Raw genomic sequence first — 25,339 nt, 5'->3', positions numbered from 1 at the left:
CCAGGCGGATCCGCGACGCAATGGCAACATGATGAGCCCTGCGCGTGCGAACGCGCTCGCATGGCTCCCCGCGGCGAGGCGCCCCGGCCCCAAGCCGTGGCCGGCCATGCCTGCGCGGCGCCGACCAGCCGTCATCGCCAGCAGCGGAAAACACCAGCGGCCAAGGGCGCTACATTCATTCGCCAGGCCAAGCAGCATGCCTGGAATATCAGACAGTCTAAAACCCGCATGTCCCAAGCCACAGAATCCCAACACACTCCCATGATGCAGCAATACCTGCGACTCAAAGCCGAGGCGGGGCCCTTGCTGCTGTTCTACCGCATGGGGGATTTCTACGAGATGTTCTACGAAGACGCTGAAAAGGCCGCGCGTCTTTTGAACGTCACCCTGACCAAGCGCGGCACCTCCAATGGCGCGCCGATTCCCATGGCCGGCGTGCCGGTGCACGCCATGGAGCAGTATCTGGCCCGCCTGGTGGCGTTGGGAGAGTCCGTGGCGATCTGCGAACAGATCGGCGACCCCGCGGCCGCCAAGGGCCCGGTCGAGCGCCGCATCGTGCGCATCGTCACCCCGGGCACGCTGACCGACGATGCCCTGCTGCCGGCCAAGGCGGATCGAGCTCTGGCGGCGGTCTGTCTGTCGGGCAAGCGCGATCCGCGTGCTGGCATCGCCTGGCTGAACCTGGCCAGCGGCGAGTTCCATGTCACCGAGTGCGCGCCTGCCCAATTGGACTCCGAACTGCATCGTATCGGGCCGGCCGAGCTGATCTATGCCGACAGCGCCGAGCTGGACATTAGCTATGACGGCGCCCGCGCCCGAGTGCCGGACTGGCATTTCGAGGCCGACGGCGCGCGCGCCCATCTGCTGGCGCACTTCCAGACGGATTCACTGGCCGGTTTCGACATCGAAGACATGCCGGTGGCCGTCTGCGCGGCCGGGGCGCTGCTGCGCTATGCGGCGCGCACGCAATCGCAGGCCCTGGCCCATGTGCAGACCATCGGCGCCGAGCGCGCCGGGCTGTATGTGCTGATGGACCCGGTCACCCGGCGCAACCTCGAGCTGACGCAGACGCTGTCCGGCGAAGACGCGCCCACGCTGTTCTCGCTGCTGGACGATTGCCGCACGCCCATGGGCAGCCGCCTGCTGCGCCGATGGCTGCATCATCCGCTGCGCGAGAACGCGCCGGTGGCGGCCCGCCAGCAAGCCATCTCCACCCTGCTCGCCGCCCGCCTGGACATGGAGCAGACGTTTGGCGCGGCGGGCCTGCTGGAGACCTTGCGCTCGGCCCTGGGCGCCTTCCCCGATATCGAGCGCATCGCCGCCCGCCTGGCCCTGCGCTCCGTGCGCCCGCGCGAGCTGGCCAGCCTGCGCGATGCGCTGGGCACGCTGCCTGAGCTGCACACCCTGGTCGCCCCGCTGGCCGCCTCGCCGCGCCTGGCCGAGCTGGCGGCGCTGCTGACGCTGGACCCCGGCATCGCCGAATTGCTCACCCGCGCCATTGCCCAGGAGCCGGCGCTGGCCGTGCGCGACGGCGGCGTCATCGCCACCGGCTTTGACGCCGAGCTCGACGAGCTGCGCGTGCTGGCCGCCGACAGCGGCGAGTTCCTGCTGCAGCTCGAAGCGCGCGAACGCGAGCGCACCGGCATCTCCAATCTGCGCGTGGAATTCAACCGCGTGCATGGTTTCTATATCGAAGTCACCAAGGGCCAGGCCGACAAAGTCCCCGACGACTACCGCCGCCGCCAGACCCTGAAAAACGCCGAGCGCTACATCACGCCTGAACTCAAGAGCTGGGAAGACAAGGTGCTCTCGGCCCAGGACCGCGCGCTGGCGCGCGAGAAATGGCTGTTCGAGCAGGTGCTCGACGCCCTGGCCGGCTATGTCCGCCCGCTGGCCGATGCCGCCGCCGCGCTGGCCGAGCTGGATGCCCTGGGCAGCCTGGCCGAGCACGCCCGCCGCCACGACTGGGTCGCGCCCGACCTGCTGGAGACAGCCGAGATCGACATCGAGGCGGGCCGCCATCCGGTGGTCGAACGCGCCATCGAGCGCTTCACGCCCAATCATTGCCGCCTGGATGCCACGCGCCGCATGCTGCTGATCACCGGCCCGAACATGGGCGGCAAATCCACCTATATGCGGCAGATCGCCCTGATCGCGCTGCTGGCGCGCACGGGCAGCTTTGTGCCGGCCCGCCGCGCGCGCGTGGGCCGGATCGACCGCATCTTCACCCGCATCGGCGCGGCCGACGATCTGGCCGGCGGCCGTTCGACCTTCATGATGGAGATGACCGAGGCCGCGGCCATCCTGGCGGCCAGCACGGCCAACAGCCTGGTGCTGATGGATGAAATCGGCCGCGGCACCTCCACCTACGACGGCCTGGCGCTGGCCTGGGCCATCGCCCAGCGCCTGGTGACGCACAACCGCGCGCTCACGCTGTTCGCCACCCATTATTTCGAGCTGACCCGCCTGCCCTCGGAGCAGCCCACGGCGGCCAATGTGCACCTGGCCGCCGCCGAATCCGCCGGCGGCATCGTGTTTCTGCATGAGGTGCGCGAAGGCCCGGCCAGCCGCAGCTACGGGATCCAGGTGGCCCAGCGCGCCGGCATCCCGGCCGCCGTGATCCGGCACGCCGCGCGCGAACTCGAACGCCTCGAAGCCCAGGGCGCGCCCACGCCCCAGCTGGGCCTGTTCGCCGCGGCCCTGGATGCCGACGCCCACAGCCAGGCCCGGGCCGACCGCGACGAGGACCATGCCGCCCTTGCCGCGCTGCGCGATACCCTGGCCGACATCGACCCCGACAGCCTCACGCCCCGCGAAGCGCTGGACGCCCTTTACCGCCTCAAGGCCCTGCAATGACTCTCGACCAGCCCCTCGCCCTGCTCGGCGGGCTTTCTCCCAATGACTTCATGCGCCGCCACTGGCAGCGCAAGCCGCTGCTGATCCGCCAGGCCATTCCCGGGTTCAAACCGCCGGAAACCCTCGCCGCGCTCAAGAAGCTGGCCCGCCGCGACGATGTCGAGTCGCGCCTGATCTGGCGCGAACAAGGCCAGTGGCAGATGGAAAACGGCCCCTTTGCCCGCCTGCCCAAGGCCAGCGAACCGGACTGGACGCTGCTGGTGCAAAGCGTGGACCTGCACAGCGACGCCGCGGCCGAGCTCATGCAGCGCTTCCGCTTCGTGCCCGATGCCCGCCTGGACGACCTGATGATCAGCATCGCCTCCGATGGCGGCGGCGTGGGCCCGCATTTCGACAGCTATGACGTCTTCCTGCTGCAGGCCGCCGGCAAGCGCCGCTGGCGCTACGGCCGCCAGAAAGACCTGTCGCTGCAGCCCGATCTGCCGCTGAAGATACTGAGCCGTTTCGAGCCCGAACACGAAGCCGTGCTCGAGCCCGGCGACATGCTGTATCTGCCGCCTCAGGCCGCCCATGACGGCGTGGCGCTGGGAGACGATTGCATGACCATCTCCATCGGCTTCCGGGCCCCCACCCAGGCGGCGCTGGCCCGCGGCCTGCTCGAGGCCGCGGCCGACCAGGCCATGGCCCGCATCGGCCTGCTGGGCGGCCCCTACGGCGAGCCCGCCCTGCCCGGCCCCCGGCTGGACGGTCTCTATCGCGATCCCGGCCAGGCGGCGACCCGCCACCCGGCCGCCCTGCCCGACGCGCTGGTGCAGGCCACGCTGGACACCTTGTCCAAGCTGCGCTTTGACGACGCGCTGGCGGCCCGTTTCCTGGGCTGTTGGCTGACCGAGCCCAGCCAGCTGGCGGTCTTTGACAGCCCCGAAGCCAGCGTGGACCTGGAAGACGGCTGGCCCGCCCAGGGCCGCCTGGTCCTCGACCGACGCAGCCGCATGCTCTATCGCGGCAAGCAGCTCTTCATCAACGGCGAAACGGCCATGGCCCCCGCCGAGGCGGCCCTGAAGCAGCTGGCCGATGCCCGCGCGCTGGACTGCGGCGACCCGCGCTGCGCCAGACTATCGGACGAGGCCCGCAGTTGCCTGGCCGATTGGCTGGACGCCGGCTGGCTGCACTACCGGCCCTGAATCCGCTGGCGGACCGAGGCGGCGGCAGCCGCCTCGCGGATACATCCTGACAGACAACACACATGATCGAAATCTCTGTTGCATTTGGGATGCCACCGCTTTAATTTCCACACCCAAGCATCTGACAGATTCCTGTAGCCTGGATTCTGGTTTCCCCTAATACACAAGGGATTTACCGCAATCTCATAAACAGGAGTCTCGACATGATGAGCAAAACCCTGATCGTTGCTTCGGTGCTGGCCGTGGCTTTGTCTGCCTGCAACAAGCAGGAAGAGCCCGCCGCGCCGGCCAGCAATCCGGCCCCCACCGCCCCCGCGCCCGCGCCCAGCAGCCCGGCGCCTTCGGACAGCGCGCCCAACACGACTCCGGGCTCCGGCTCCACCACGCCGAGCGGCGGCGCCACCACGCCGGCCTCCTGATCCCGCTCAGCAAGGCAAAAAAAATGGCCCTCCATCGGAGGGCCATTTTCTTGCCTGGCAGGACTTACATCTTGTCCTTGAGCACGCTGAGCAGACGCTGCGCGGTGGCGCTGTTGTCACGCTGGCCATTGCTGTCCAGCACCGTGACCTGGGTCTGCTCGCCCGAGCCGGCCACATGGATGCGGTACTGGGCGGCCGCGGCCTTCTTGTCGCCGCCGAACAAACGGCTGAAGAAGCCCGGCTCCTCGTTCTTGAGGCCGGTGTCGCTGTCGACGTAGCGCACGAAGTAGTCGCCGGCGCTGCGGTCGCGATCGTCCACCGCGAAGCCGCCCGAATCCAGGGCCACGCCCACACGGCGCCAGGCGCGGTCAAAGGACTCGGAGACGACCAGCATCGCGCCTTCGGCGCGCACGCTCTGCTGCACGGCCGGACGCTGGGGCGCGGCCTCGGCCTGGGCGACCAGCTTGCGGGCGGCATCGACGTCGGTGCCCAGGTAGACCATCAGGCGCGCCAGCATGGCGGCGTTCAGGCCGGGATCTTCCTTGCCGTTGACCCATTGCACCTGGGCGCTGTCGGGGCCCGTGCGCTTCTCGAGCATCTGCGTATGGCTGATGTAGATCTCGGTATGGCCGTTGACGCGCTCGACGCGGGTGCGGAATTTTTCGCGTTCGCCGCTATCCCAGGCCGTTTCGAGCACGGCGCCCAGCAGCTGGCGCAGCCAGCTTTCGGGGATCTTGGCGCGGTTTTCAGCCCAGTCGGTCTCGACCAGGCCCGAGCGCGGATCGTTGGTCGACACGGTGAAACCGGTGTCGGTCCAGAAGTCGACCACCTTGGGGAAGACCTGCTCCGGCGGACGCTGCACCACCAGCCAGCGCAGATTGCCGTCGCGCTCGACCTTCATGTCGTCGCGCTGCGGCAGCACATTGGTGTTCTGCGGCGCCACGGCGGCCTGCTGGCCCTGCGCCTGGTATTGAGAGAACGTGGCCGTGCCCGAGGCCGGCGCCTTGTAGCGCGGATCCGCGTTGGCCTGCGTCAGGTCCGGCGGAATGGACAGCGGCTCGCCGCGGCGGGTGCTCTTGTAGTCAATGGATTCATCATTGCCCATGAGCTGGTTGATGTCATTGCAACCAGACAACAACATCAGGGCCATCAATGCCGAAATGCCGGCATGACGAGTATTCATACGCGTCCTCACGATATTTAAAGCAGACCCACTTCCTGGAGCGCGCGCCGCACGGTGTCGTGATGCGCGGCCCCCAGTTGGACCAGCGGCAGGCGGTAGCCCAGCGCGCTGCGCCCCATTTGAGCCAGCGCCCATTTGACGGGGATAGGATTGGCCTCGACGAACAAGGCCTTGTTCAGACGGGCGAGATGCGCGTTTAGTTCACGGACACGCGGCACATCGCCGGCCAGGGCGGCGGCGCACAGCTGGCTCATCAGCTTGGGCGCCACGTTCGCGGTCACGGAAATATTGCCGCGCGCGCCCAGCAGGATCAGGGCCGCAGCGGTGGGATCGTCGCCGCTGAAGACCTGGAACGTTGCCGGCGCTTCGCGCAGGAGCAAGGCGCCGCGGGCGATGTCGCCCGTGGCGTCCTTGATGCCGATCACGCCCGGCACTTGAGCCAGGCGCAACACGGTTTCATTGGACATGTCGGCCACGGTGCGGCCCGGCACGTTGTAAAGAATGGTAGGCAGGTCCACCGCTTCCTGGATGGCGCGGAAGTGCTGGTAGATGCCTTCCTGGGTGGGCTTGTTGTAGTACGGAACCACGGACAGGCCGGCCTGGGCGCCCACGGACTTCGCGTGGCGCGCCAGATGGATGGCTTCGTCGGTGGAGTTGGCGCCCACGCCGGCGATCACCGGGATGCGGCCGGCGGCGTGCTCGACCGCCACACGGATGAGCTCGGCGTGCTCCTCCATGGAGACGGTGGGCGACTCGCCCGTCGTGCCCACCACCACCAGGGCGTTCGTGCCTTCCTGCACATGCCAATCGATCAACGCCCGATAAGCGGTGTAGTCCAGGCTGCCATCGGGCTGCATCGGGGTGACCAAGGCCACCATGCTGCCCTTGAAAGTAATGTCTGCGGTCGAAGCAGAGGATGCCATGATTTCGAGAGGCTCCTGACCCGGAACCCCATGCTCCAGGCGTCAATCTATTAAACCGGCGAGTTTACCGGATATTGAACAAAATCCTAGAGAAACCAGTTCACGATACCGGCCCCCAGCGAGAAGATGGGTTCCATCAGTATCCATAGGACATCCGTCACCAACAGCACCAGCACGATGATCAGGCCATAGGGCTCGATGCGCGAATACTGCCAGGCCAGGCGGTGGGGCAGCAGGCTGAACAGGATGCGTCCGCCGTCGAGCGGCAGAATAGGCAGCAGATTGAGCGCCATTAGCACCAGATTGACGCTGATGCCGGCCTGGGCCATTTCGTACCAAAAGCTCTCATCCAGGCCGATATCGCGATAGACGCGGAAGCAGAGCACCCACAGGATGGCCATCAGCAGGTTGGAGGCGGGCCCGGCCAGGGCCACCCACAGCATGTCCCGCTTGGGATGGCGCAGGCGCCCGAAGTCGACCGGCACGGGCTTGGCCCAGCCGAACAACAGCCCGCCGGCGCCCAGGAGCTTGGACGTCAGCAGGATGACCACCGGCACCAGCAGCGTGCCCACCGGATCAATATGCTTGATCGGGTTGAGCGTCACGCGACCCGCCTGCTGCGCCGTCGGATCGCCAAACAGGCGAGCCACATAGCCGTGCGCCGCCTCATGCAGCGTAATGGCGAAGATGACGGGGATCGCGTAGACCGCGATGGTCTGGATGAAGTCGTTCATGGCCGCGCCATTGTAGAGGTAGAGGCCGCTAGGCGCCCTGGCGCGGGCCGCCGCAACTCGAAAAAATTCAGGGACAAATCCGCCCCGGGCCGCCTCAACCCAGGCCCAGCGAGGCCGGATCGCCGCGGCCGCGCCGCAGCACGGCGGGCTCGGCGCCCGTCAGGTCGATGACCGTGGTCGGATGCTGGGCGCAGGCCCCGGCGTCGATCACGGCGGCCAGCTCATGCGCATAGCGCTGGCCGATTTCCTCGGGATCGTTCAGGGCGTCTTCCTCGCCCTTGGGGATGAGCGTGGTCGACAATAGGGGCGAACCGACCTGCTCCAGCAGGGCCAGCGCCACCCCATGGTCGGGCACACGTATGCCTATGGTCTTGCGCGAGGGGTGGGAGACTCGGCGCGGCACCTCGCGCGTGGCTTCGAGGATAAAGGTCCAGGGCCCCGGCGTGGCCAGCTTGAGCAGGCGGTATTGGCGGTTGTCGACCTTGGCGAAATGGCCGATCTCGGCCAGATCGCGGCAGAGCAGGGTGAGATGGTGGCGCTCGTCCAGGCCCCGCAGCCGCCTGAGCCGGTCGGCGGCGTCCTTGTCATCCAGGCGCGCGGCCACGGCGTAGCTGGAATCCGTGGGAACGGCGACCAGGCCGCCATCGCTGATCCACTGGGCAGCTTGCTTGAGCAGGCGGACCTGCGGGTTGTCAGGATGAATAGTCAGATGCAGAGCCATGGATTTATCCTAACATTAGTCCTGCCATGCGGCCATGCGGCCATGCGGCTGCGAACGCCTAAGGAGATTTCCATGCGCATCGATGATTCGCGCGAAAGTGACAATGTCGAAGACCGCCGCAGCCAAGGCCCGCGCGTGGGCAAGGGCAGCATCGGGCTGGGCACCATCGTGCTGGCCCTGGTGGCCATGTACTTCGGGGTCGACCCTTCGGTCGTGCTGCAGATGGCGCAAGGCCCCGACAGCACACAGCAAGAGGCGGCGCCCCCGCCCCCCGCCGATGATGCGTCCAGCCGCTTCGTGGCGCGCGTGCTGGGCGAAACCGAGGACACCTGGAGCGCCATCTTCCAGCAGAATCTCAATCGCCAGTATGTCGCTCCCAAGCTGGTGCTGTTTCGCGGCGCCACGCCGACGGCCTGCGGGACCGGCCAGTCCGCCATGGGGCCTTTCTACTGCCCGGCCGACCGCAAGGTCTACCTGGACATGAGCTTCTTCGACGAGATGCAGCGCAAGCTCAATGCGCCCGGCGACTTCGCCCAGGCCTATGTCATCGCGCACGAGGTCGGCCACCATGTGCAGAATCTCCTGGGCATCGCGGACCAGGTGGACCAGGCGCGCCAGCGCAACCCCTCGCAGGCCAACGCCCTGTCGGTGCGCACGGAATTGCAGGCCGATTGTTTCGCCGGGCTGTGGGCCCGGCGCGCCGACCAGGCGCGCCACATCCTCGAAAGCGGCGATATCGAAGAAGGCCTGAACGCCGCCACCGCCATCGGCGACGACACCCTGCAACGCAAGAGCCAGGGCTATGTCGTGCCCGACGCCTTCACCCACGGCAGTTCGGCCCAGCGGGTGCGCTGGTTCAAGCGCGGCCTGGATTCCGGAGACCTGCGCCAATGCGACACCTTTGGCGCCAGCCAGCTCTGAGGCTTGTCGCCTGTACATAAAACCAGCATACTTTACGGTTTGCCTGTGCTTTCCGGGTGCTGGGCCTTGCCGATCTTGTAAGATAGCGGCCCTCTTTCTGAGCACCCGAATAAGCCGCCCTGGCACTGGCAGCCCCTATCGCGCTCCTGGCGCCGGCCCTATGCGGGGCTTGGCGCAAGCGGCGCGCCGCATGTCAGCCTGGCATACGCATTCATTCTTTTTTCGCCCATGGCCAACAAAGTCGAACCCCTGATCACTCCGGATGAGGTCCAGGAAATCCTGGCCGAGCCGAAGGAAACCGTCAAACCGATTTCCTGGGTTCACCGGCCGCTTGCCGCCTCGGGCAACGCCGCCCTCCCCCTCTGGATGGAGTTCGCGTCGGCCTGCCGCGTCAAGGGCGAAATCCGCGAGGATGTGATCTTCCGGGTCTTCTATCGCAGCCCGCGCACCCGTGTGCAAGGGCAGGCCGCCATCATGGTGGGCGAAGCGTTTGGCGCCAGCCTCTTTGTCGGCCCGCACCGGGTCTTCGGCGTGGACACCGACGACAGCTTCCATAGCAGCCTGGTGGGCAACGGCCTGCCCAACTACCGCCGCGTGCTGGCCGACCGCAGCCACCAGCATATCTGGGTGGCCGAAGGCGAAGGCTATGCCGAACCGCTCACGCCGGCGCTCAACAGCATCTCCGCACTGATCGACTACTTTTTGCCACGCGCGAACCTGACGCTGGCCGGCGGCTTTGCCCATCCCCTGAAGGGCCGCCAAATCGAATTGATCCTATGAGCAATTTTCTCGAAGCCTCGGGCTGGACGGTCATTCCTGCCGGCGAACGGGCCATACGCGCCATCGCCCCCATGACGCTGGGCCTGGACGGACAGCATGCCGCCTTCTTCATCGCCTACCCGGACGATGACAGCTTCTATCTCACCGACGCCGGCGAGACCGCCATGCACGCCGCCGTCTATGGCATCGAGCTGGTCGCCAAACGCCTGGAAACCCTAAACCAGACCCCCGGCGTGACCCTGGCCAGCTTCGACGATGGCGGCGCCATCGTGGCCAGCGGCCCCAAGGCGCAATTGCAGGAAGCCCTGTGGGATGCGGTCAAACTGGCCATGGCCCTGTCCTTCCAATGCGCCAAATGGATGCCCAAATTCAGCCGCCTGCGCTTTCGCGCCCAAGTGGGAAGGACGCTGCTCGACGCCCTGGGCGCCAACCGCCTGGTCAAGGGCGCCCGCGCGCAAGGCAGCAGCGGGCATGCGGCCGACTTCGCCTTTGCCGTGCGCGCCGAACAGAACAATTCGCTTACCTATATCGAGCCGATTGCCCTGAAAGCCGGCAAGAAAGTCGACTGGACCCAGGTCTACCAGACCCACGGCAAGATGTCGGACGTGAAAATGGCTGATGCGCGCAACGCGCGCATGGTCATCCTGGAAGATGGCGCATCCACCGAGGAATTCAAAAAAGCGACCGCCATACTTGAGCAGTCGGCTTTGGTGCGCACCCTCAACCGGACGCGCAACTGGGCCGAACTCTTCACCGGCTGACGCTCACACGGCGCGAGGCAGATTGATCAGGCCGTCAACGATTTCACGCCCATGCGTGATCGCGGCATGGACGGCCTCTCTTGGACTGTATACGCTGGCCCCTTCCGCGAAGCAGGGCACCGGATACTCATCACCTTCATCGTGAATGGAATCCGCCTGTACCACGACAACCGTGGCGGTAAACAATGGGCCACTGGCGGCTGGACTGACCTCGCGCGCCACCTTGGCCATCAGGCGGTATCCCTTGTAAACCGAGTTGTTTTCTAGCACTGGGACACCCTCTCTGGGCATGAGCATACCGCGTATCTTTTACCCAGTAGCGATATATTTTGTAATTGCTGCGCATTCTGGATACAAACACCCGGGAGGGTAAGCCGGATCAGGCCGTGTCGGCGTCGAAGGCCATCGCCCCCGTACCGACATCATAGACACCCGATATGACAGCCAGCGCGCCGGCTTGGCGCCGTTGCCGCAGCAGGGACGAGCCCTGCAGCAGGATGTCGCGCTGCGCGCGGGCGTTCTTGCGGACGCTGGAGGCAGGGTCGCCAGGCACCAGGCCCGGCTGCAGATAGGGAAACAGGGGGTTGGCATGGACGTCGCCGGCCTTGAGGGCGGCACTCACGGCGCCGCAACCGCTATGGCCCAGGACCATGACCGCCTTGACGCCCAGCTTTTGCACCGCGTACTCCAGGCTGGCCTGCACCGCCGGCGTCACGATATTGCCCGCCACGCGCGCGACAAACAGCTCGCCCAAGGGCTGGTCAAACAAAAACTCGACCGCCACCCGGGAATCGGCACAGGCCAGGATTGCCGCGAAAGGCGCCTGGGCGCTGGCCGTGCGTTGCTGGATCGCGTCGATATCGTAGGTGTAATGGCGCATGGCGCGCGCCTGGAAACGCGCATGCCCCGCCCGCAGCGCATGCACCGCGGCCTGCGGGCTGCGCCGGGCCTCGGCGCCCTCGGCCGAAGCCGCCGGCCCGGCCATGGCCAGCCCGGGCACGGCGAGGGATAAACCCAATGCCAGGCCTTGCGTCAAGAACCCGCGCCGCGGCAGGCAGGCGCACCGGCAAACAGGAGACGACATCGATAGACACCCAGGGATGAAGACCGGGCCATCACAACATTGCCGCCCGCCGCCGGCGCGGAAACCGAAAAGAAGCGGATCGACTTACCGACCCGCATCCCCGCCGCCTCAGCCGGGCAAGGCGTCCAGCACGCGGGCCGAATACACCATGGCCGCGCCGGCGTTAAGCGCCACGGCCACCCCCAGGGCCTCGGCCACTTCTTCCTTGGTGGCGCCTTCGCGGGCGGCCTGGGCCGCATGCACGGCAATGCAGCCGTCGCAGCGCGTGGTCACGGCCACGGCAAGCGCGATCAGCTCGCGTGTCTTGCCATCCAGGTGAGCGGTCTTCTTGCCGGCGGCCGACAGCGCCTGATAGCCGCTCAGGGTGTCGGGCGACAGCACGCCCAGCTCACCGATACGTGTTTTCAGTTCCTTGCGGTAATTGTCCCAATCGAGCATGGCATTTCCTTTGATAAGGCGAGCACAAACGCGACGCGCGCTTGTCGTCTGCCATTGTGCGAGTTGGCGACCATCCTTGATAGCGTGTTTGCCCGGTTTGCGGCGAAACCGCCTCGGGCCGGCGCGCCGGGCTCGCGGCCTCGGTATCATGCGTGGAACGGGAAAGGAGGTCTGTAGCGCCCGTTTCCCGTCCCACGCTTACGCGGGCTGCGTGTGCTTGCCCAAAAAAGCGCGCACATGAGGGACGACACGATCCGTCGCCTCGATCAGAATCGCGTGCTTGAGTGCCTCCAGGATGACCAGCTCAGAGTGCTCCAATGCGGCGGCGATCTGTTTGTTCAGCCTCGGATTACAGCCACCATCGAGCTCTCCCGTCAACACCAGCGACGGCGCCTTCACTTCGTGCAACCAGGGCGCCATTTCAGTCTGCGCATAAATGTCGAAAACATTCAGGAACACATCGGCATCGGTATCCGTGACCTGCTTCTTGCGCCAGGCAATGACATCCGGACGATTCTTGACGAAATCATCGGTAAACCATCGGTCGACCAGCGTATCCAGCACCGGGCCGATGCCCTTGTCCCGCATGGCCCTCACCACGCCACGCACCTTGGCGGCATCATCTTCCGTACGAAAAGCCGCCGTACTGAGCAGCCCCAGCGACAGAACGCGATCCGGATACTTGCGCGCGTAGGCCGGCCCGATCATTCCGCCCAGCGAATGCCCGATAAAGTGCGCCTTTTCAATACCCAGACGCTCCCGCAAGGCTTCCAGATCCGCCACCAGCTCATCCAGACCGAACACGCCGTCGGGCATGGGCGACTCGCCATGGCCGCGCAAGTCGTAACTGATGCACTGGAAGTCAGACTTCAGGTGCTCGGCCATCTTTGCCCAGCCACTGCGGCGAGCTCCGATGCCATGAATCATGAATAAGGCCGGGCCATGGCCTTCAATGGTATAGACACAATCAACAGCGCTTGCCATGCATACACTCCCACATTCAGATTGCCAGGACGGTCCCTCGGGCCATTCAGGCCGGCGCCTTGGCGCAGAGCTTTCCGCCGACCGCCCAGTCGCTGGGCGGGACATCGGTAAACACGATCTGAACGCTTTCGGCCTTGGCATTGGCTTCTTCAACGAAAGCCTGCGTGAAGCGCTCGGCCAACTTGGCCTTCTGTTCGGGGGTACGGCCGGGGAACATTTCCACACGGATGATGGGCATGACCAGACTCCTTGGAGGTCAGTTGTTGGTTTCGGAAATAACCTGCTCGACGGTCTTGACTCGCGCCGCCTGCTCTTTGGCGACCACGAACCAGTCGGGCTGGAACAGACGTGACTTCATCTCGGCAACGCTCATGCCAAGAACCTTCTCTTGGTCAGCAGGGATCACCGCCTTGTCGTTGAGAGGGAAATACCCGAACAACTCCGCCGTGCGCAACTGCGGAGCCGCGCTGGCCGCGTAGTTCAGCCAGGCTTTGGCGGCCTGCCGATCCGCGCTCCCCTTGGGAACCACGACCATATAGGGCAACATCAGACCGCCCTCCTTGGGCAGCGAGATGTCGATATTCTTGACGCCATCGCGCTTCATGGCCCAGACACGCGCGAGATAATAGGGCGCCGCGACCACTTCGCCGCGGGTCAACAGTTGGTTCAATTGGGCCAGCGAGGTATAGACAACGCTTGCATTGGCCACCTGCGCCTTGAACATCGGGATCGCGCGCGAGACGTCTTTCTCATCGCCACCCAGTGCATGGGACAGAATCGTCAAGTGGTAGGTGGAGGAGTAGATGGGCTGCGTGATGGCCGTCATCCCCTTCCATTTGGCGTTGCCGAGATCGGCCCAGGACGTCATTTCGGACGGCTTGACGAAGTCCGTGTTGAACGCAATGCCGTAATAGGTAAAGTAGACCGGTGCGCCGATCACCCGCCCATCCGCTCCCTTCATCTGGTACTGTCCTGGCACATTCGCCAGCTCGGGAATCTCATCGACCGAGAACGTCTCCAACAGGCCATCGTTGTACAACTTGGCGGCCTCGAAATAACTCACCAGCACCGCGTTGTACTGAGGCGCCTTGGCCTGGGTTCGCACCTGTGCCTCCGGATTAGGAACTTCGGTGATTTTCACCTTGGTGCCAGTATCCTTCTCGAACGCCTGGGCGAAGGCGGCGCGCCAAGTATCGCCGACGCCCCCTCCCCAAGTCGCCATCGACACGGACTCGGCCCGCGCGCCAGCGCCTGCCCAGGTACAGGCGGCCAAGACCGTCATGGCGGCGCCACGGATCCAAGTATGGTACGAAGACATAGTTCCCCCTTTGTGAACGGACACGGCCAGCGCCTGCAGGCGTGCGCCGCCGCATTTCCGGTGAAAAGAATGAACTAAATTTCACTTTTTGGCAATACAATTTCATACTTGCGAAATTCTACGCGCCAGCACCAGGAGCTCCATGAACACACAACCGACCTCTCCGACGCCCCCCGACGACACGCCAACGGCAGCCATGGACGCTCAGGTGGGCCAGCGCGTGCGCGCCACACGCATCGCGCGCGGGCTGTCCCTTAAGGAGGTCTCGGCAAAGTCCGGCTTGTCCATCGGGCTGCTCAGCCAGGTGGAGCGAGGCATCTCCTCCCCGTCGGTGCGCGTACTGGGCGCGCTCAGCGGAGCCATGAACGTAGCGATTTCGCATTTCTTCCCAGACCCGCCCGAGTCGGCCCGCGACCCCGACTCGCCCATCATTCGCCAAAACCAGCGCCCAGCCGTGACCTTCTGGCGCACGGGCATCGCCAAGAGCGTGCTGACGCCTCACGGGCGGGGCAATATGGACCTGGTGCTGTACACCATCATCATCGAACCCAACGGCACCACCGGCGACGAACCCTTCACCCACGATGGGGAGGAAGCCGGCGTCGTGCTCGAAGGCACGCTCGACCTGCACATCGGGGACCAGGAGTACGTGCTCAACGAAGGCGATGGATTCCGCTTCAGCAGCGCCACTCCCCACCGCTTTTTCAACTCCACCAAACGGCCCACCAAGGTGATGTGGGTAAATTGCCGCGAATCCGCCGTGTAGCGACCACCTTCTTTCAGCAAAATTTCATTTATGTGAATATTTATTGATCAAAAATGAAATTTGGATCAGACTCCGGGTTTTGCGCATGCGCCGCGGACAAGGGGAAAGCAAGTGTCGGATCCAGTGCTGGTCATCGACCATGTCGAAAAACACTTCAAGGGTTTCCATGCCGTCAGGGGCGTGGACTTTACGGTCGAACGAGGCGAGTTCCTGACGCTGCTAGGCCCTTCGGGCTGCGGCAAGACGACCCTGCTCCGGATGATTGCCGGGCTGGAGGGCCCGACCCGGGGCCGTATCCTCATCGACGGCGAAGATGTCACGAAACTGCCGCCCTACAAGCGCAACCTGGGCATGGTCTTCCAGAACCTCGCGCTCTTTCCGCACATGACGGTAGGCGACAACGTCGCCTTCGGCTTGCGCGTGCGCAAGACCGATGCCCAGGCCATCGCATCGATCGTCGCCAAGTCCCTAGAGCTGGTGGGGCTGGCTCATCTGGCCCAGCGCCCCGTGCACCAGCTCAGCGGAGGCCAAAGACAACGAGTCGCGCTGGCGCGCGCCTTCGCCGTCAAGCCCAGGGTCCTGTTACTAGACGAACCGCTTAGCGCGCTGGACATGAAGCTGCGCCGGCAAATGCAGGTAGAGCTCAAGCAACTCCAACGGCAAGTCGGCACGACATTCATTTTCGTGACACATGACCAGGAAGAGGCCCTGAGCATGAGCGACCGGATTGCCGTGATGAGCGAAGGCCGGGTCGAACAACTGGACAGCGCCGCCGCGATATACGGCAAGCCGCGAACGCTCTTCGTTGCCCAGTTCGTGGGGGACAACAATGTCCTGAGCGCCGACCTGGATATGATCGAGGGGCAGCCAGCCTTGCGTTTCGCCTCCCTGGGCCTGACCAAGCGCCCGCCCGGCCTGGCCGGCATGACGACCCGCAAGTCCGTGCACGTCGCGGTGCGTCCAGAGAGTATTCGCCTGCTCGCGGCCGCCACGAGCCATGGCCCCGGCATCGGCACCATCGACAACCTGGTGTATTCCGGCTCGTCGACCCGCCTGAGCCTGCGTATCGGGGAGCAGGAATTGCTGGCCATGGTGCCCGCCGATGCGCCAGAACTTGCGTCATACAAACCGGGAGGCCATGTCCGAGTCGACTGGACAGACTCCGCCTGCGCCATTCTTCAGCAGGCCGAGCACGGAGGTTCGCAATGAAGTTCAATCGCCTGGCGCTATTGCTGCTTATCCCGGCGGGCCTCGTGATGGCGGTCTTCGTGGCCGGTTTGATCTATCTCGTCTGGCAGTCCCTGAGCACGCCCGAAGGGATGGGCTTGCAAAACTATGTGGACTTCTTCAATCGCCGCGACTATCTGGCTGTCCTGCAACGGACCCTGGAAATGTCCTTGCTCACCACGCTCATCACACTGTTTATCGGCTACCCGGCCGCCTACACCATCGCACGAGCGGGAAAATGGCGTAACGCCCTAATGCTGCTGGTGATCCTGCCCTGGCTGGTGAGCCTGGTCGTTCGCACCTATGGCTGGGTAGTCCTGCTAGGAAACCGAGGCACGTTGAACTCACTGCTCATGTGGCTGGGGCTGACCGACATGCCGGTACGGATGCTGTTCAACCAATCCGGCGTGATCATCGGCCTGGTGCACGTCTTTTGCCCCTTCATGATCATTTCCATCCTGACCGTCTTCATGCATATCGAGCGCTCATTCGAGGAGGCGTCGATGATGCTGGGAGCCGGCCCGGTCCAGACCTTTATGCGCGTCATCGCCCCCCTGTCCTTGCCCGGTGTCGTCTCCGGATGCACGATCGTCTTCCTGTTGTCGACGGGCGCGGTCATCACGCCGCTTCTGCTGGGAGGCCCCAGGAACGCGATGCTTGCCACCCAGATATACCAGGACGTTTTTCAGCTCTTTAATTTCCCGAAGGCGGCGGCAATGGCCATACTGCTGACGCTCTGCGCGGCGCTTCTGATCTGGCCATTGCAGATTACCGAAAAACGGGTGCTGCGCCACCTGAAAGGAGCGGCGCAATGATATGCAAACTGCCTGGCGCGATCTCCCGTCTCGCGGTGGGACTGGTATTCGCTTTCCTGCCCGCGCCCATCATCATTGTCGTATTGTCTTCGTTCTCGCCCACCGGCTATCTAACCTTTCCGCCACAGGGATTCTCCCTGCGCTGGTACAGCGAGTTCCTGAGCAGCGGCGCATGGCTTTATGCCCTGGGCGTCAGCGCGCTGCTGGCGATCATCGTCGCGCTCTTTACCACCCTGCTCAGCCTGATGGCCGGCCTGGCAACGACACGGCTCAGGATCAAGGGCCAGGCGGCCTTCGGCCTGCTGATGCTTTCACCACTGCTATTCCCGCACGCGGCCATCGCCGTTGCCTTGCTGGGCGTGGCATCCTTTGCCGACGCTGTCGGAACCTATGGCGCGATTTTCCTTGCCCATGCGGTGTTATGCATGCCTTTTGCGTATCGGCCGCTACTGACCTCCATGCGCAAGCTGGATCTGGCCATGGAAGAAGCCGCAATGATGCTCGGAGCACGGCCATGGCAAGTATTTTCCATGGTTACCCTGCCCATGCTCAGGCCCGGCATCGTCACCGCCCTGCTGTTCAGCTTCATCATCTCCTTCGATGAAGTGACCGTTACGGTATTCCTGCTGGGTCCGAAAGTCACCACGCTGCCCACGCAGATTTTCTCGCATATCCAGGAAAGCGCATCACCGGTAATCGCCGCGATCTCGGCCTTCCTGGTGCTCTTGACCCTGGGCATCGTCGCGCTGCTGAACAAGCTGGTCGGCCTGGAACTGTTCATCGAAACCGAACGCTGAAAATGGCGCCTGCCGTGTTTGGAACGGCATGACCATGAAAAAACTGTCTCCGCAGGACCGTAGCCCGGCAGGGTCGGCGGCTGGAGCGTCACGAGACGCCCGGCCACCCCTGCCAGCCTCATCATGGAATCAACGAGAAGATCGACGCTGGCCAGGCCTGTCCATGCAGCTGCAGCCGGTTGCGCGCCCTTCCCTCGAACAGCGCGCCCGCCTTGCGCGCAACCGCCTCGCTGGGCATATTGCCCACCGCGACCACGATCTCGACGCGCTGCAGGCCCAGCACATCGAAGGCAAAGGGCAGCAAAGCCCGCAGCGCCCGCGAGGCCACCCCCTGGCCTTGCGCGGATTGCCTGACCCAATAGCCGAGATTGCAGAAAAGATTGTGCCGCTGGATCGCGTTGAGCGCCGCCCCGCCGAGCAATTCGCCGCTCTGCGCCGAAAACACGCCCAGCTCATAGCCAGTCCCGGCGCGCTGGCTGGCGCGGCATTGCCGAAACCAGCTGCGCGCGTCTCCCTCCGAAAACGCCGCCGTGCACCAGGGCATCCAGCGGCCCACCGTCTCCACGGATTCGCGCGCCGCGCGCGCGAAGTCCTCGGCGTCACGGTCGCGGAAACTACGCAATACCAACCCTTCCGTCCTGATCGGCAACATGGCGGTCCTTATCCAGGGGATGAGCCTCGATCATACCGGCGCGCTCACCACGCCGAATCGCCTCCTGCCCTGATCGCGCCGCGGTTGACGCACAAGTCAGAGTAAGATTTACGCCATAACAAACCCCTAGGTGGCAGGAGCAGTGGAAGATGGCAAAGGTGGGCATGGTCGGTATTGGCCTCATGGGGCACGGCATTGCAAGCAATCTGGTCAAGCACGGTCACACGCTGACCGTGCTGGAGCATCCGGGCAACCAAGCCCTGGACGCGCTGAAGGCCGCGGGCGCGACCAGCGTGGCCGACGGCGCCACGCTGGCGGGCCAATCTGATGTGATCATCCTCTGCGTTACCGGCAGCCCCCAGGTCGAAGCCGTACTGCTGTCCGAAGGCGGCGTGCTGGCGGGCCTGCGGCCGGGCGCCGTCATCATCGATTGCTCGACGGCGATTCCCTCGTCCACCCTGAAGGTGGCACAGGCCGTGTCGGACGCGGGAGGCCGTTTCCTGGATGCGCCGATGACGCGCACCCCCAAGGAAGCCGCCGAAGGCCGGCTCAACCTGCTCGTGGGAGGAGACGCGGCCTTGTTCGAAGAATGCAAGCCGCTACTGGCCTGCTTTGCCGAAAACATCACGCATGCCGGCCCGATCGGCGCCGGTCACCGCATGAAGCTGCTGCACAACTACGTGTCGCTGGGCGTGGTTGCGCTCATATCGGAAGCGGCGGCCTGCGCCCTGCGCGCCGAGATCGATCCGGCGGTATTCGCCGAGGTGCTTGCCAAGGGCGGCGGCGGCGGCGTGGCGCTGGAGCGCATCAAACCCTACCTGCTGGAACAGGACCCGTCATCGCTGCGGTTCTTCATGTCGAACGCGCAAAAAGACCTGTCCTACTACAACACCATGGCTGCCGAAACAGGCGCCGCGCGCGAAATCGGCGCGGCCGTGCAGCATACCTTCGACCAGGCCGTCACCCAAGGCGGGGGCGAGCGCTACGTGCCTGAGCTGGTGTCGCTGCTGAAGGACCGGTGAATCATGCCGCCGGACGCCCAGCGTCCGGCTTGTGCTTGGCACCTGGCGCGCCAGCCCGGCCACGGCCCCGTCGAAGCCACCACCGCTAGCGCACGGTCAAGATCAAAGGCAGCGCCTGAACTCAGGCCGCCATCCCGAAACAAGATAAGCCCCGCTTGCGCGCAAGTACCCGATTTCTCTTGAATTCAGTGGAGCGGCTGATGGGACTCGAACCCATTTGTATGGGGAACCGAGGGGGGCTTCGGGGAATAAAACCCTTGTTTTTCAACGATTAGACGGGCGCATATTCCCCGCCATTCCCCCCATTGTTCCCTGGATTATTCCCTGAGATCCGCGCGCCTTCAGCGGCCCCATACTGGCCCTTACAAGGGAAGGCCGTCACGCGCAGCGGCATCGTCTGCTGACGAAATGATGATGAATGGGATGGATGAGCACGCAAGCCCTACACTGTAATGCGAAGACGCATTGACAGCGCCGACATTTCGATTCGATGATCTGGCGAGCCAATGATCGGTTTCCATCACGGCTCGCCTACGTTTGCCTACTAGGTAGTCTGCGTATCCAGGTAGTACAAGGCTGAAATCGTATGGTTGTCGCCAGTGGCCACTGGTGCCCCGTTAACAGACGAATCAGCAAACACAAACCCGCGAAAATTCCCTACCTGGTCTATCACTTGCAGCCCAGAGTAAGTGTGCCCAATGTCGTCGGCGATATATCCGTTGTTATTATAGTCGTGGCTCACCTGATAGCACACTCGCCCGGCTGTCATTCCAGTATTGCCGAAAGGCTGGGCCAAGTAGTAGAAGACGTGATGCCGGGCCCCAGGTGTGTTGTCCCACCCCACATAGCGTAGTGCTTGAGTCGTGGTCGCCAGAAACACCGTGGCCAAGCTCATTGAGTCCGTAGACACCGGCTCATCAAGGGCGGCCCAAGAGTTATGTCGTATGACCTGGCCGTAAGGCAAATCCTTGTGCATGCCATTGACGTCCACCGCCGTCAAAAAACCGACATTGATCCCGCCAAAGCCCCATCCAGCATTGAGCGCAGCAGCATTGTAGGTACCGTCAGATTTCAGATAGACGGAGCCAGAAATGTAATTGGCATGCTGCAGCTCGATCTTTGTCAGCGTCGCATCTGACCACGTGGCTCTCCAGAGCTCGGTACTGCCATTGAAATCGATAAAGACGGAATCGGCCCCCTGCATTGACCAAGTCCCGAAAATTGTCGTGGGAATCGAATTCGCGACGCTAAATTTCTTCGAACCTTGAACATATGCGCTCTGGTCAAAGTTGTAAGGATAGGATGGCTGATTTGCATAACCTACTTGACGGCCAATAGATCCGTAGTCACCTGGATTCGCCGGGCTCCAAACGGATGCATCCCCTTGCCAATACCAGAAATCTGACCTCATGGTGCCGCCGGGCTGGAAGCTGTACATGCACAGCCTGGTGAAATGCACACCCCCGGGAAGGACTCCCTTTAGAGTAACCGCGTAGCCCCCAGGAAATGGGGGACTCGTCATTTGACTATCTGCAGACTTATTCATTTACCCTCCACATGAAGATGAAGCTGCATGGCAACGATTGCAGCGTGCAAGCAATCCACCGATACAGCGAAGATGGTCACCATGGTCATTTCCGAATAGTTGAGGCTTACGCTCATATCCAGAGGCTAAGGCCGTCACGGAAGCAGCGAATGTCGCCTTGCAAGCTGTACACTGGGGCGGCCAAGCTTGCCGCATCTCGGCCTGGTCGCCCATCCCCTGCGGCAAGCGCCCCAATAGCTCCGATCCGGTCGAGACCGGCGTCAGGTCCGCCGCTGGTGTGGGGCGGTTCCGGCACGCCGGCCGGCCTGCTCACGCGCAATGTCGAGCCGGCAAAACGGCAATTGCGCGCCGTCAATAGGCACCTCGTTATCGCGCGCCAGATCACGGACGGATCTTGGCCGCGGCTTGGGCCCAGGCCGCGCCCTCCCTCATTCCATCGATGGCTGCGTCAGCGTCTCTTGCCAGCGCTGCATATTCATCCGCGCACGCTTTGAAAATATCCCAGGCTCGGGCAGCGGCTTGTTCAGAGAGGCCGGCGCGGGCGGCGGCTTGGGCGGCTCTGGCACGCTGGGCGGCGATGGCGCCGCGCAGGCCGTCAGCAACACCAGTTGCGCGATCGCGCTCAGCGCTCGATTGACGCACTGACTCATGGGCTTGCTCCAGGCGCGCCGCGTAATCAGCCGCCAATTCCTGTTCCTGGCGCCGATATTGCGCCTCGATCTGGCGCGCGCGGGCATCGGCCTCCAGCCGAGTATGCCGCACCCCCGCCTCGTACTGCCGGACGCCGTACCGCTGCCGCTCCAGCACCACCCCCGCCACCAGCAGCGCGGCGGCCGCCAGCGCCGCCGCGCTGCCTTTCCAACCGGCCAGGCTTTTGACGACAGCGGCGATCATGGCGTGTTCATCCACTCCGGCACGCGCGCGGGTACGGCTGGCGCGGGCGGCGCCAGGGCCTCTTCCACCTTCTTGACCGCCGTATTGGCGGACTTCGCGGCCGCGGACGCCCTCGTCGCCGCGGTGCCGGCCTTGGTGGCGGCGCCCTTCGCTGCCTTGATGGCGCCCTCTGCGGCGTCCGCGGCCTTGTCCAACTTGCCCGCCGCCATCTCGGCCGTGCCGGCGGCCCGGCTCACGGCGGCCGACATCGCGGCCAGCGCCCGCCGGTAATCCTCGCGCTGCTGCGTATTGGTCTCGACCTGCAGGGCAAGGGACCGGCTGGCGCTATTCCAGGCGGTCAGGCTTCCGACGGAGACCCCCCCGCCGAAGATGCACAGGACCAGCGATACGGCGTAGACCAGGCGAAACGCGCGCGCCAGCCGCGGGTGCCGCCACCACTTATGCAAGACTCCCACGAACCTCTCCTTGCAGCGCATGTACCTGCGCGGTCAGCTCCTCGATGAGGGTGTTCTGCCGCTCGATCGTCTGCGCCTGGTAGGCGGACCGCTCGTTCAAAGCGGCGAGCTGGGCCTGGACCTTGGCCAGCTCCAGATAAATGTCGTTGCGTTCCTTGAAAGCTGCGTTGGCCGAAGCCCTTGCGGCCTCGGAGGCTTGCCGCTCCACGGCCAACTGTCCTTCCAGCCGCTCGATCGCGTCCTTCTCAGACTTCGCGCCAGCGGCTGACACGGCCAGCCTCGCCATGAGGATAGGCAAGACCTTCCACATCGCACCGCCGCCGATGAGCGCCGCCACCAGATAGCCAACGATCTGGGAGAAAGTCAGCGGTTCACCGGCCGCGGCGGCGTTCGCCGCATCGGTGCCGACCACCGCCAACAAGAACCCCAGGTTCTCCTGCATCATTCCCCCGCGCGCGCCGCCAAGCCCTTCCAGGCCCGCGGAATCTGGAAGTGCGGGCCATCCTTCAGGGTCCGCCAATCCCCACCCCACTCCACCGGCACGCCCAACTCCGCGGCACAGGCCTTGACCACCGCGGCCAGGCCGGCGAAAGCCGGCCAGTTGTCCCAGGGGATGGCCCCGGCGACCAAGGGCGCCAGGTCAACGGCATGGCCATAGCCATCAGCCTGTCTGAGGTGGTAGCTGTCCCGTGTCTGGCTGGCGCCCTTGGCCACCAGCTCGCGCTGGCGCTCGGGCGTGCGCAGCCCTTCGACCACAATGAACTTGCCTTCATACCGCCTGGCGGCCGCCGCGACGATAGCCGCAAGGTCCGGATGAACGCCCGCCAGCCGCGCTTGGTCTCGTTCTGTAAACTGAAACATCTTCACTCCCCAGCCCCAAGGCGGCAACATTTCCTCTCGTGAAATGAAAAAGGCGCATCTGCTCCTGTTGTCGGGAATAATTTGCTAAAACTGACGGCTTTTTCGACTATGAAGCCCTGGTCCCGCCGTCAGCCCCGCCGAAAGCCCGCCCCGACCCTTGCCGATGCGATCAACCGCTATCTGGCGGAGGTGTCGGTAACGAAAAAGGGCAAGGCCGCCGAGCAGTCCATCGCCAAGATCTGGCGCGCGACCCGTCTGGCCATCCGGCCGGTGGACCGGATTCGCAGCACGGACCTTCTGGAGCTACGCGATGAATGGATCAAAGAGCGTGCGCCGGCCACAGTCGTGCGCCGCATGGCCTTCCTGTCCCATGTCTATACGGTGATCCGCAAGGATTGGGGCTTTGACCAGCTGGCCAACCCGGTCCAGCTGGTACGCCGGCCTGCGGTCGATGACGCGCGCGACCGGCGTCTGTTCGACCGCATCACCCTGCGCGGGGTGTCCGAAGAGGAATGCCCGCGCCAGGAACTAGACTGGATCATCCGCGCGACCAGGTCAGCGGAGCTGCCGACCATCCTGACCGTAGCCAAGGAAACCGGCATGCGCCGGTCCGAGGTGGTTGGCATCCGGCGCGAACACCTGGATTTGATGCACGGCGTGGTCCATCTGCCACACACCAAGAACGGACGGGCCCGCGACGTGCCATTAACCCCGCGCGCGCGCGAATGTTTGCGTCGCTGGGTGACAGGCAAGTCGATGCGGGGCCGCATCTTCACGATGCAGCCTGGCTCTGTCTCCCGCGCGTTCATTCGCGCCCGCCGGCGCGCCCGGCTCCGTTATGAGGGCATCTGCCGGCATCATGGGCGCCGGCCCAACGCGGCATACTTTCGGGATCTGCGCTTTCACGATCTGCGGCACGAAGGCACCTCGCAGCTTGCGACGGTGTTCCAAATCCACGAACTGGCGAAAGTCAACGGCAACGTCGACACCCGCATGCTCTTGCGCTACTACCACCCCCATGGGCGCGAGCTGGCCCAGAAGCTTGCCCGCAGCCCACTGGGCAAAAAGCAGCTTGAAGCAATGCGCCGCGAGCGGGAAAGCGAGCTGGAGGCCTTGCCGATGGCGGCATAGGCCTATGCGTCCGCGTCCGTATCGGCCACAGTGGGCTCCGGTTCGACCCGCGTCAGCCAGGACGGAAGCGGCCCCCAACCCGGGTAGCAGACTTTGCCGTCACCAACATCCAGCTCGCCGCCAATCGAGTACGGAGCCCCTGTCCCTACCACCCAGAGAGGCGTGGTGCGGTAGTCCTCGACCATGACCCACGCATCGCCCAGGCGCCGCGGCCATTTTCCGGCCGGAGGTGCGGGCGGCGCATCGTCGCATGCTCCGTAAGGGATGTTGAAGGTGCCGGGCGTCAGCGCCAGCCCGTTTGCGACGGATTCGTAAAGGTACAGGCCGTCATCGTCGGTCTGAAAAACTTTCTTCTGCATACTTCTTTCTCCTGCTAGTGAAATTTGCACTGCAAATGCACGCGCATTGGGTAGCCACCAGAGAGATTCGATGCAGCGCCTCGCCGGCACGACGAACGGGGTCCAGTATGGCGGTGGCAGCTCTTCAGGGACGTTCTCTGTCGTTCCTTGGGGAGTCTTCGGTCAATATGAAACGTCGACATCCCCATCCCAGCAATTGCACAATCTGGAATTTGACTCCAGTCGCGTAGCGCGCACGTCGACCGAAACTAGGGGCTCAAACGCTGCCTATCACCCCCGCATCCATTCCTAGCGTCCATGCCACTGCAAATGCAAGGGTGATAGGTAGCCGCCAGAATGAGGCCATCAACGAAGCTTCGTTGACGCTCCTTGTGGAGCGTGATGCCTATGGCGTCACGTCTGGTAATGGTCGCACCGTTTATCAGTCTTCCTCGGCCGCATTGCAGGCAACGGGTGTCATCAAAGCCAATGGAGGCAAAGAGACCCGCCCGAAGAACACTGCCTTCCA

General features: G+C 64.3%; 29 protein-coding genes. 12 read left to right on the top strand and 17 right to left on the bottom strand.

The features are described from left to right. Positions 1 to 228: 228 nt before the first annotated feature. The 3 genes from mutS to L540_RS21785 all read left to right on the top strand — a co-directional run bounded on the left by mutS (position 229) and on the right by L540_RS21785 (position 4,459). Positions 229 to 2,856 carry a DNA mismatch repair protein MutS gene (gene mutS, locus L540_RS14725; RefSeq protein ID WP_414734133.1) on the top strand — a complete coding sequence of 876 codons (2,628 nt, stop codon included), beginning with the start codon at positions 229 to 231 and terminating at the stop codon, positions 2,854 to 2,856. After that, positions 2,853 to 4,040 carry a ribosomal protein uL16 3-hydroxylase gene (locus L540_RS14720; protein ID WP_043214276.1) on the top strand — a complete coding sequence of 396 codons (1,188 nt, stop codon included), beginning with the start codon at positions 2,853 to 2,855 and terminating at the stop codon, positions 4,038 to 4,040. Before mutS ends, L540_RS14720 begins: the two co-directional genes overlap by 4 nt. 203 nt (positions 4,041 to 4,243) lie before the next feature. Next, on the top strand, positions 4,244 to 4,459 hold the full coding sequence (locus L540_RS21785) for an endopeptidase (RefSeq protein ID WP_156185332.1): 216 nt from the start codon (positions 4,244 to 4,246) through the stop codon (positions 4,457 to 4,459). A 64-nt stretch (positions 4,460 to 4,523) separates the two neighbouring features. Here L540_RS21785 and bamC read toward each other — a convergent pair whose 3' ends face one another. The 4 genes from bamC to L540_RS14695 all read right to left on the bottom strand — a co-directional run bounded on the left by bamC (position 4,524) and on the right by L540_RS14695 (position 8,020). Then, complete coding sequence (gene bamC / locus L540_RS14710; RefSeq protein WP_043214274.1) at positions 4,524 to 5,642, bottom strand: outer membrane protein assembly factor BamC; 1,119 nt, start codon at positions 5,640 to 5,642, stop codon at positions 4,524 to 4,526. Positions 5,643 to 5,659: 17 nt separating this feature from the next. Further along, positions 5,660 to 6,565, bottom strand: a complete 906-nt coding sequence (gene dapA / locus L540_RS14705; RefSeq protein WP_029579189.1) for a 4-hydroxy-tetrahydrodipicolinate synthase — start codon at positions 6,563 to 6,565, stop codon at positions 5,660 to 5,662. Positions 6,566 to 6,651: 86 nt separating this feature from the next. Further along, positions 6,652 to 7,299 (bottom strand): site-2 protease family protein, encoded by a 648-nt coding sequence (locus tag L540_RS14700; RefSeq protein ID WP_043214273.1) that lies wholly within the window; start codon positions 7,297 to 7,299, stop codon positions 6,652 to 6,654. A gap of 94 nt (positions 7,300 to 7,393) precedes the next feature. Continuing rightward, entirely contained in the window at positions 7,394 to 8,020 is a 627-nt protein-coding gene (locus L540_RS14695) for an L-threonylcarbamoyladenylate synthase (RefSeq protein ID WP_043214272.1), read from the bottom strand. Positions 8,021 to 8,092: 72 nt separating this feature from the next. Between L540_RS14695 and ypfJ the strand changes: the two genes are divergently transcribed. The 3 genes from ypfJ (at position 8,093) to L540_RS14680 (ending at position 10,482) form a co-directional block, all read left to right on the top strand. Next, the gene (gene ypfJ, locus L540_RS14690; RefSeq protein WP_043214269.1) at positions 8,093 to 8,941 is read left to right on the top strand and encodes a KPN_02809 family neutral zinc metallopeptidase; all 849 of its coding nucleotides are present in this window, start codon (positions 8,093 to 8,095) and stop codon (positions 8,939 to 8,941) included. Between the two features lie 228 nt (positions 8,942 to 9,169). Continuing rightward, positions 9,170 to 9,721 (top strand): hypothetical protein, encoded by a 552-nt coding sequence (locus L540_RS14685; protein WP_043214261.1) that lies wholly within the window; start codon positions 9,170 to 9,172, stop codon positions 9,719 to 9,721. Continuing rightward, positions 9,718 to 10,482 carry a DUF1828 domain-containing protein gene (locus L540_RS14680; RefSeq protein ID WP_043214260.1) on the top strand — a complete coding sequence of 255 codons (765 nt, stop codon included), beginning with the start codon at positions 9,718 to 9,720 and terminating at the stop codon, positions 10,480 to 10,482. Before L540_RS14685 ends, L540_RS14680 begins: the two co-directional genes overlap by 4 nt. A 3-nt stretch (positions 10,483 to 10,485) precedes the next feature. On the opposite strand, the gene L540_RS21580 is transcribed toward L540_RS14680, so the two are convergent. From L540_RS21580 to L540_RS14655, 6 genes are all read right to left on the bottom strand, one after another. Then, a complete protein-coding gene (locus L540_RS21580) occupies positions 10,486 to 10,779 on the bottom strand; it encodes a hypothetical protein (protein WP_082149648.1) in 294 nt (97 codons plus the stop codon). Positions 10,780 to 10,861: 82 nt separating this feature from the next. Beyond that, entirely contained in the window at positions 10,862 to 11,518 is a 657-nt protein-coding gene (locus tag L540_RS14675; RefSeq protein ID WP_043214259.1) for a carbonic anhydrase, read from the bottom strand. A gap of 156 nt (positions 11,519 to 11,674) precedes the next feature. Next, positions 11,675 to 12,004 (bottom strand): carboxymuconolactone decarboxylase family protein, encoded by a 330-nt coding sequence (locus tag L540_RS14670; protein ID WP_043214258.1) that lies wholly within the window; start codon positions 12,002 to 12,004, stop codon positions 11,675 to 11,677. 198 nt (positions 12,005 to 12,202) lie between these two features. After that, complete coding sequence (locus L540_RS14665) at positions 12,203 to 12,988, bottom strand: alpha/beta fold hydrolase (protein ID WP_043214256.1); 786 nt, start codon at positions 12,986 to 12,988, stop codon at positions 12,203 to 12,205. A gap of 46 nt (positions 12,989 to 13,034) precedes the next feature. Further along, on the bottom strand, positions 13,035 to 13,226 hold the full coding sequence (locus L540_RS14660; RefSeq protein WP_043214253.1) for a tautomerase family protein: 192 nt from the start codon (positions 13,224 to 13,226) through the stop codon (positions 13,035 to 13,037). A gap of 18 nt (positions 13,227 to 13,244) precedes the next feature. After that, positions 13,245 to 14,270, bottom strand: a complete 1,026-nt coding sequence (locus L540_RS14655) for an extracellular solute-binding protein (protein ID WP_048026483.1) — start codon at positions 14,268 to 14,270, stop codon at positions 13,245 to 13,247. Between the two features lie 178 nt (positions 14,271 to 14,448). On the opposite strand from L540_RS14655, the gene L540_RS14650 reads away from it, so the two are divergent. From L540_RS14650 to L540_RS14635, 4 genes are all read left to right on the top strand, one after another. Beyond that, a complete protein-coding gene (locus L540_RS14650; RefSeq protein ID WP_197085660.1) occupies positions 14,449 to 15,072 on the top strand; it encodes a helix-turn-helix domain-containing protein in 624 nt (207 codons plus the stop codon). Between the two features lie 111 nt (positions 15,073 to 15,183). Then, positions 15,184 to 16,281: an ABC transporter ATP-binding protein gene (locus tag L540_RS14645; protein ID WP_165590423.1), complete on the top strand. Its 1,098-nt coding sequence runs from the start codon at positions 15,184 to 15,186 to the stop codon at positions 16,279 to 16,281. Beyond that, a complete protein-coding gene (locus L540_RS14640; RefSeq protein WP_043214246.1) occupies positions 16,278 to 17,114 on the top strand; it encodes an ABC transporter permease in 837 nt (278 codons plus the stop codon). Before L540_RS14645 ends, L540_RS14640 begins: the two co-directional genes overlap by 4 nt. Then, positions 17,111 to 17,911, top strand: coding sequence for an ABC transporter permease (locus L540_RS14635; protein WP_048026481.1), 801 nt, complete (start codon positions 17,111 to 17,113; stop codon positions 17,909 to 17,911). Before L540_RS14640 ends, L540_RS14635 begins: the two co-directional genes overlap by 4 nt. 121 nt (positions 17,912 to 18,032) lie before the next feature. Here L540_RS14635 and L540_RS14630 read toward each other — a convergent pair whose 3' ends face one another. Then, positions 18,033 to 18,563 carry a GNAT family N-acetyltransferase gene (locus L540_RS14630; RefSeq protein ID WP_043214244.1) on the bottom strand — a complete coding sequence of 177 codons (531 nt, stop codon included), beginning with the start codon at positions 18,561 to 18,563 and terminating at the stop codon, positions 18,033 to 18,035. Positions 18,564 to 18,712: 149 nt separating this feature from the next. On the opposite strand from L540_RS14630, the gene L540_RS14625 reads away from it, so the two are divergent. Then, on the top strand, positions 18,713 to 19,585 hold the full coding sequence (locus L540_RS14625; RefSeq protein ID WP_043214241.1) for an NAD(P)-dependent oxidoreductase: 873 nt from the start codon (positions 18,713 to 18,715) through the stop codon (positions 19,583 to 19,585). A 544-nt stretch (positions 19,586 to 20,129) separates the two neighbouring features. On the opposite strand, the gene L540_RS14620 is transcribed toward L540_RS14625, so the two are convergent. The 5 genes from L540_RS14620 to L540_RS14600 form a co-directional block, all read right to left on the bottom strand. Continuing rightward, positions 20,130 to 21,023 (bottom strand): hypothetical protein, encoded by an 894-nt coding sequence (locus L540_RS14620; RefSeq protein WP_131726043.1) that lies wholly within the window; start codon positions 21,021 to 21,023, stop codon positions 20,130 to 20,132. A gap of 489 nt (positions 21,024 to 21,512) precedes the next feature. After that, entirely contained in the window at positions 21,513 to 22,025 is a 513-nt protein-coding gene (locus tag L540_RS14615) for a hypothetical protein (RefSeq protein WP_043214237.1), read from the bottom strand. After that, positions 22,022 to 22,480, bottom strand: coding sequence for a hypothetical protein (locus L540_RS14610; protein WP_054471588.1), 459 nt, complete (start codon positions 22,478 to 22,480; stop codon positions 22,022 to 22,024). The genes L540_RS14615 and L540_RS14610 overlap by 4 nt, the downstream gene beginning before the upstream one ends. Then, positions 22,464 to 22,925 carry a hypothetical protein gene (locus L540_RS14605; RefSeq protein WP_043214228.1) on the bottom strand — a complete coding sequence of 154 codons (462 nt, stop codon included), beginning with the start codon at positions 22,923 to 22,925 and terminating at the stop codon, positions 22,464 to 22,466. The genes L540_RS14610 and L540_RS14605 overlap by 17 nt, the downstream gene beginning before the upstream one ends. Further along, positions 22,922 to 23,341, bottom strand: a complete 420-nt coding sequence (locus L540_RS14600; protein ID WP_043214226.1) for a M15 family metallopeptidase — start codon at positions 23,339 to 23,341, stop codon at positions 22,922 to 22,924. The genes L540_RS14605 and L540_RS14600 overlap by 4 nt, the downstream gene beginning before the upstream one ends. A 108-nt stretch (positions 23,342 to 23,449) precedes the next feature. Between L540_RS14600 and L540_RS14595 the strand changes: the two genes are divergently transcribed. Next, positions 23,450 to 24,472: a tyrosine-type recombinase/integrase gene (locus L540_RS14595; RefSeq protein WP_043214224.1), complete on the top strand. Its 1,023-nt coding sequence runs from the start codon at positions 23,450 to 23,452 to the stop codon at positions 24,470 to 24,472. A 2-nt stretch (positions 24,473 to 24,474) separates the two neighbouring features. Here the strand turns inward: L540_RS14595 and L540_RS14590 are convergent, their stop codons facing one another. After that, on the bottom strand, positions 24,475 to 24,831 hold the full coding sequence (locus tag L540_RS14590; protein ID WP_043214222.1) for a hypothetical protein: 357 nt from the start codon (positions 24,829 to 24,831) through the stop codon (positions 24,475 to 24,477). Between the last annotated feature and the right edge of the window lie 508 nt (positions 24,832 to 25,339).

The organism is Bordetella pseudohinzii (genome assembly GCF_000657795.2).
Lineage (GTDB): Bacteria > Pseudomonadota > Gammaproteobacteria > Burkholderiales > Burkholderiaceae_B > Bordetella > Bordetella pseudohinzii.
The sequence above is the reverse complement of the archived record's forward strand: the minus strand, read 5'-3'. Positions and strand labels throughout refer to the sequence as shown.

Excerpts from the sequence above, each read along its gene's own strand:
- L540_RS14700 (WP_043214273.1), bottom strand. The coding sequence starts at position 7,299 with ATGAACGACTTCATCCAGACCATCGCGGTCTACGCGATCCCCGTCATC.
- L540_RS14655 (WP_048026483.1), bottom strand. The coding sequence starts at position 14,270 with ATGACGGTCTTGGCCGCCTGTACCTGGGCAGGCGCTGGCGCGCGGGCC.
- L540_RS14720 (WP_043214276.1), top strand. The coding sequence starts at position 2,853 with ATGACTCTCGACCAGCCCCTCGCCCTGCTCGGCGGGCTTTCTCCCAAT.
- L540_RS14625 (WP_043214241.1), top strand. The coding sequence starts at position 18,713 with ATGGCAAAGGTGGGCATGGTCGGTATTGGCCTCATGGGGCACGGCATT.
- L540_RS14615 (WP_043214237.1), bottom strand. The coding sequence starts at position 22,025 with ATGATCGCCGCTGTCGTCAAAAGCCTGGCCGGTTGGAAAGGCAGCGCG.
- L540_RS14640 (WP_043214246.1), top strand. The coding sequence starts at position 16,278 with ATGAAGTTCAATCGCCTGGCGCTATTGCTGCTTATCCCGGCGGGCCTC.
- L540_RS21785 (WP_156185332.1), top strand. The coding sequence starts at position 4,244 with ATGATGAGCAAAACCCTGATCGTTGCTTCGGTGCTGGCCGTGGCTTTG.
- L540_RS14685 (WP_043214261.1), top strand. The coding sequence starts at position 9,170 with ATGGCCAACAAAGTCGAACCCCTGATCACTCCGGATGAGGTCCAGGAA.
- L540_RS14600 (WP_043214226.1), bottom strand. The coding sequence starts at position 23,341 with ATGTTTCAGTTTACAGAACGAGACCAAGCGCGGCTGGCGGGCGTTCAT.
- mutS (WP_414734133.1), top strand. The coding sequence starts at position 229 with ATGTCCCAAGCCACAGAATCCCAACACACTCCCATGATGCAGCAATAC.
- L540_RS14590 (WP_043214222.1), bottom strand. The coding sequence starts at position 24,831 with ATGCAGAAGAAAGTTTTTCAGACCGACGATGACGGCCTGTACCTTTAC.
- L540_RS14650 (WP_197085660.1), top strand. The coding sequence starts at position 14,449 with ATGAACACACAACCGACCTCTCCGACGCCCCCCGACGACACGCCAACG.
- ypfJ (WP_043214269.1), top strand. The coding sequence starts at position 8,093 with ATGCGCATCGATGATTCGCGCGAAAGTGACAATGTCGAAGACCGCCGC.
- dapA (WP_029579189.1), bottom strand. The coding sequence starts at position 6,565 with ATGGCATCCTCTGCTTCGACCGCAGACATTACTTTCAAGGGCAGCATG.
- L540_RS14635 (WP_048026481.1), top strand. The coding sequence starts at position 17,111 with ATGATATGCAAACTGCCTGGCGCGATCTCCCGTCTCGCGGTGGGACTG.
- L540_RS14660 (WP_043214253.1), bottom strand. The coding sequence starts at position 13,226 with ATGCCCATCATCCGTGTGGAAATGTTCCCCGGCCGTACCCCCGAACAG.
- L540_RS14605 (WP_043214228.1), bottom strand. The coding sequence starts at position 22,925 with ATGATGCAGGAGAACCTGGGGTTCTTGTTGGCGGTGGTCGGCACCGAT.
- L540_RS14670 (WP_043214258.1), bottom strand. The coding sequence starts at position 12,004 with ATGCTCGATTGGGACAATTACCGCAAGGAACTGAAAACACGTATCGGT.
- L540_RS14630 (WP_043214244.1), bottom strand. The coding sequence starts at position 18,563 with ATGTTGCCGATCAGGACGGAAGGGTTGGTATTGCGTAGTTTCCGCGAC.
- L540_RS14680 (WP_043214260.1), top strand. The coding sequence starts at position 9,718 with ATGAGCAATTTTCTCGAAGCCTCGGGCTGGACGGTCATTCCTGCCGGC.
- L540_RS14595 (WP_043214224.1), top strand. The coding sequence starts at position 23,450 with ATGAAGCCCTGGTCCCGCCGTCAGCCCCGCCGAAAGCCCGCCCCGACC.
- L540_RS21580 (WP_082149648.1), bottom strand. The coding sequence starts at position 10,779 with ATGCTCATGCCCAGAGAGGGTGTCCCAGTGCTAGAAAACAACTCGGTT.
- bamC (WP_043214274.1), bottom strand. The coding sequence starts at position 5,642 with ATGAATACTCGTCATGCCGGCATTTCGGCATTGATGGCCCTGATGTTG.
- L540_RS14695 (WP_043214272.1), bottom strand. The coding sequence starts at position 8,020 with ATGGCTCTGCATCTGACTATTCATCCTGACAACCCGCAGGTCCGCCTG.
- L540_RS14665 (WP_043214256.1), bottom strand. The coding sequence starts at position 12,988 with ATGGCAAGCGCTGTTGATTGTGTCTATACCATTGAAGGCCATGGCCCG.
- L540_RS14620 (WP_131726043.1), bottom strand. The coding sequence starts at position 21,023 with ATGTACAGCTTCCAGCCCGGCGGCACCATGAGGTCAGATTTCTGGTAT.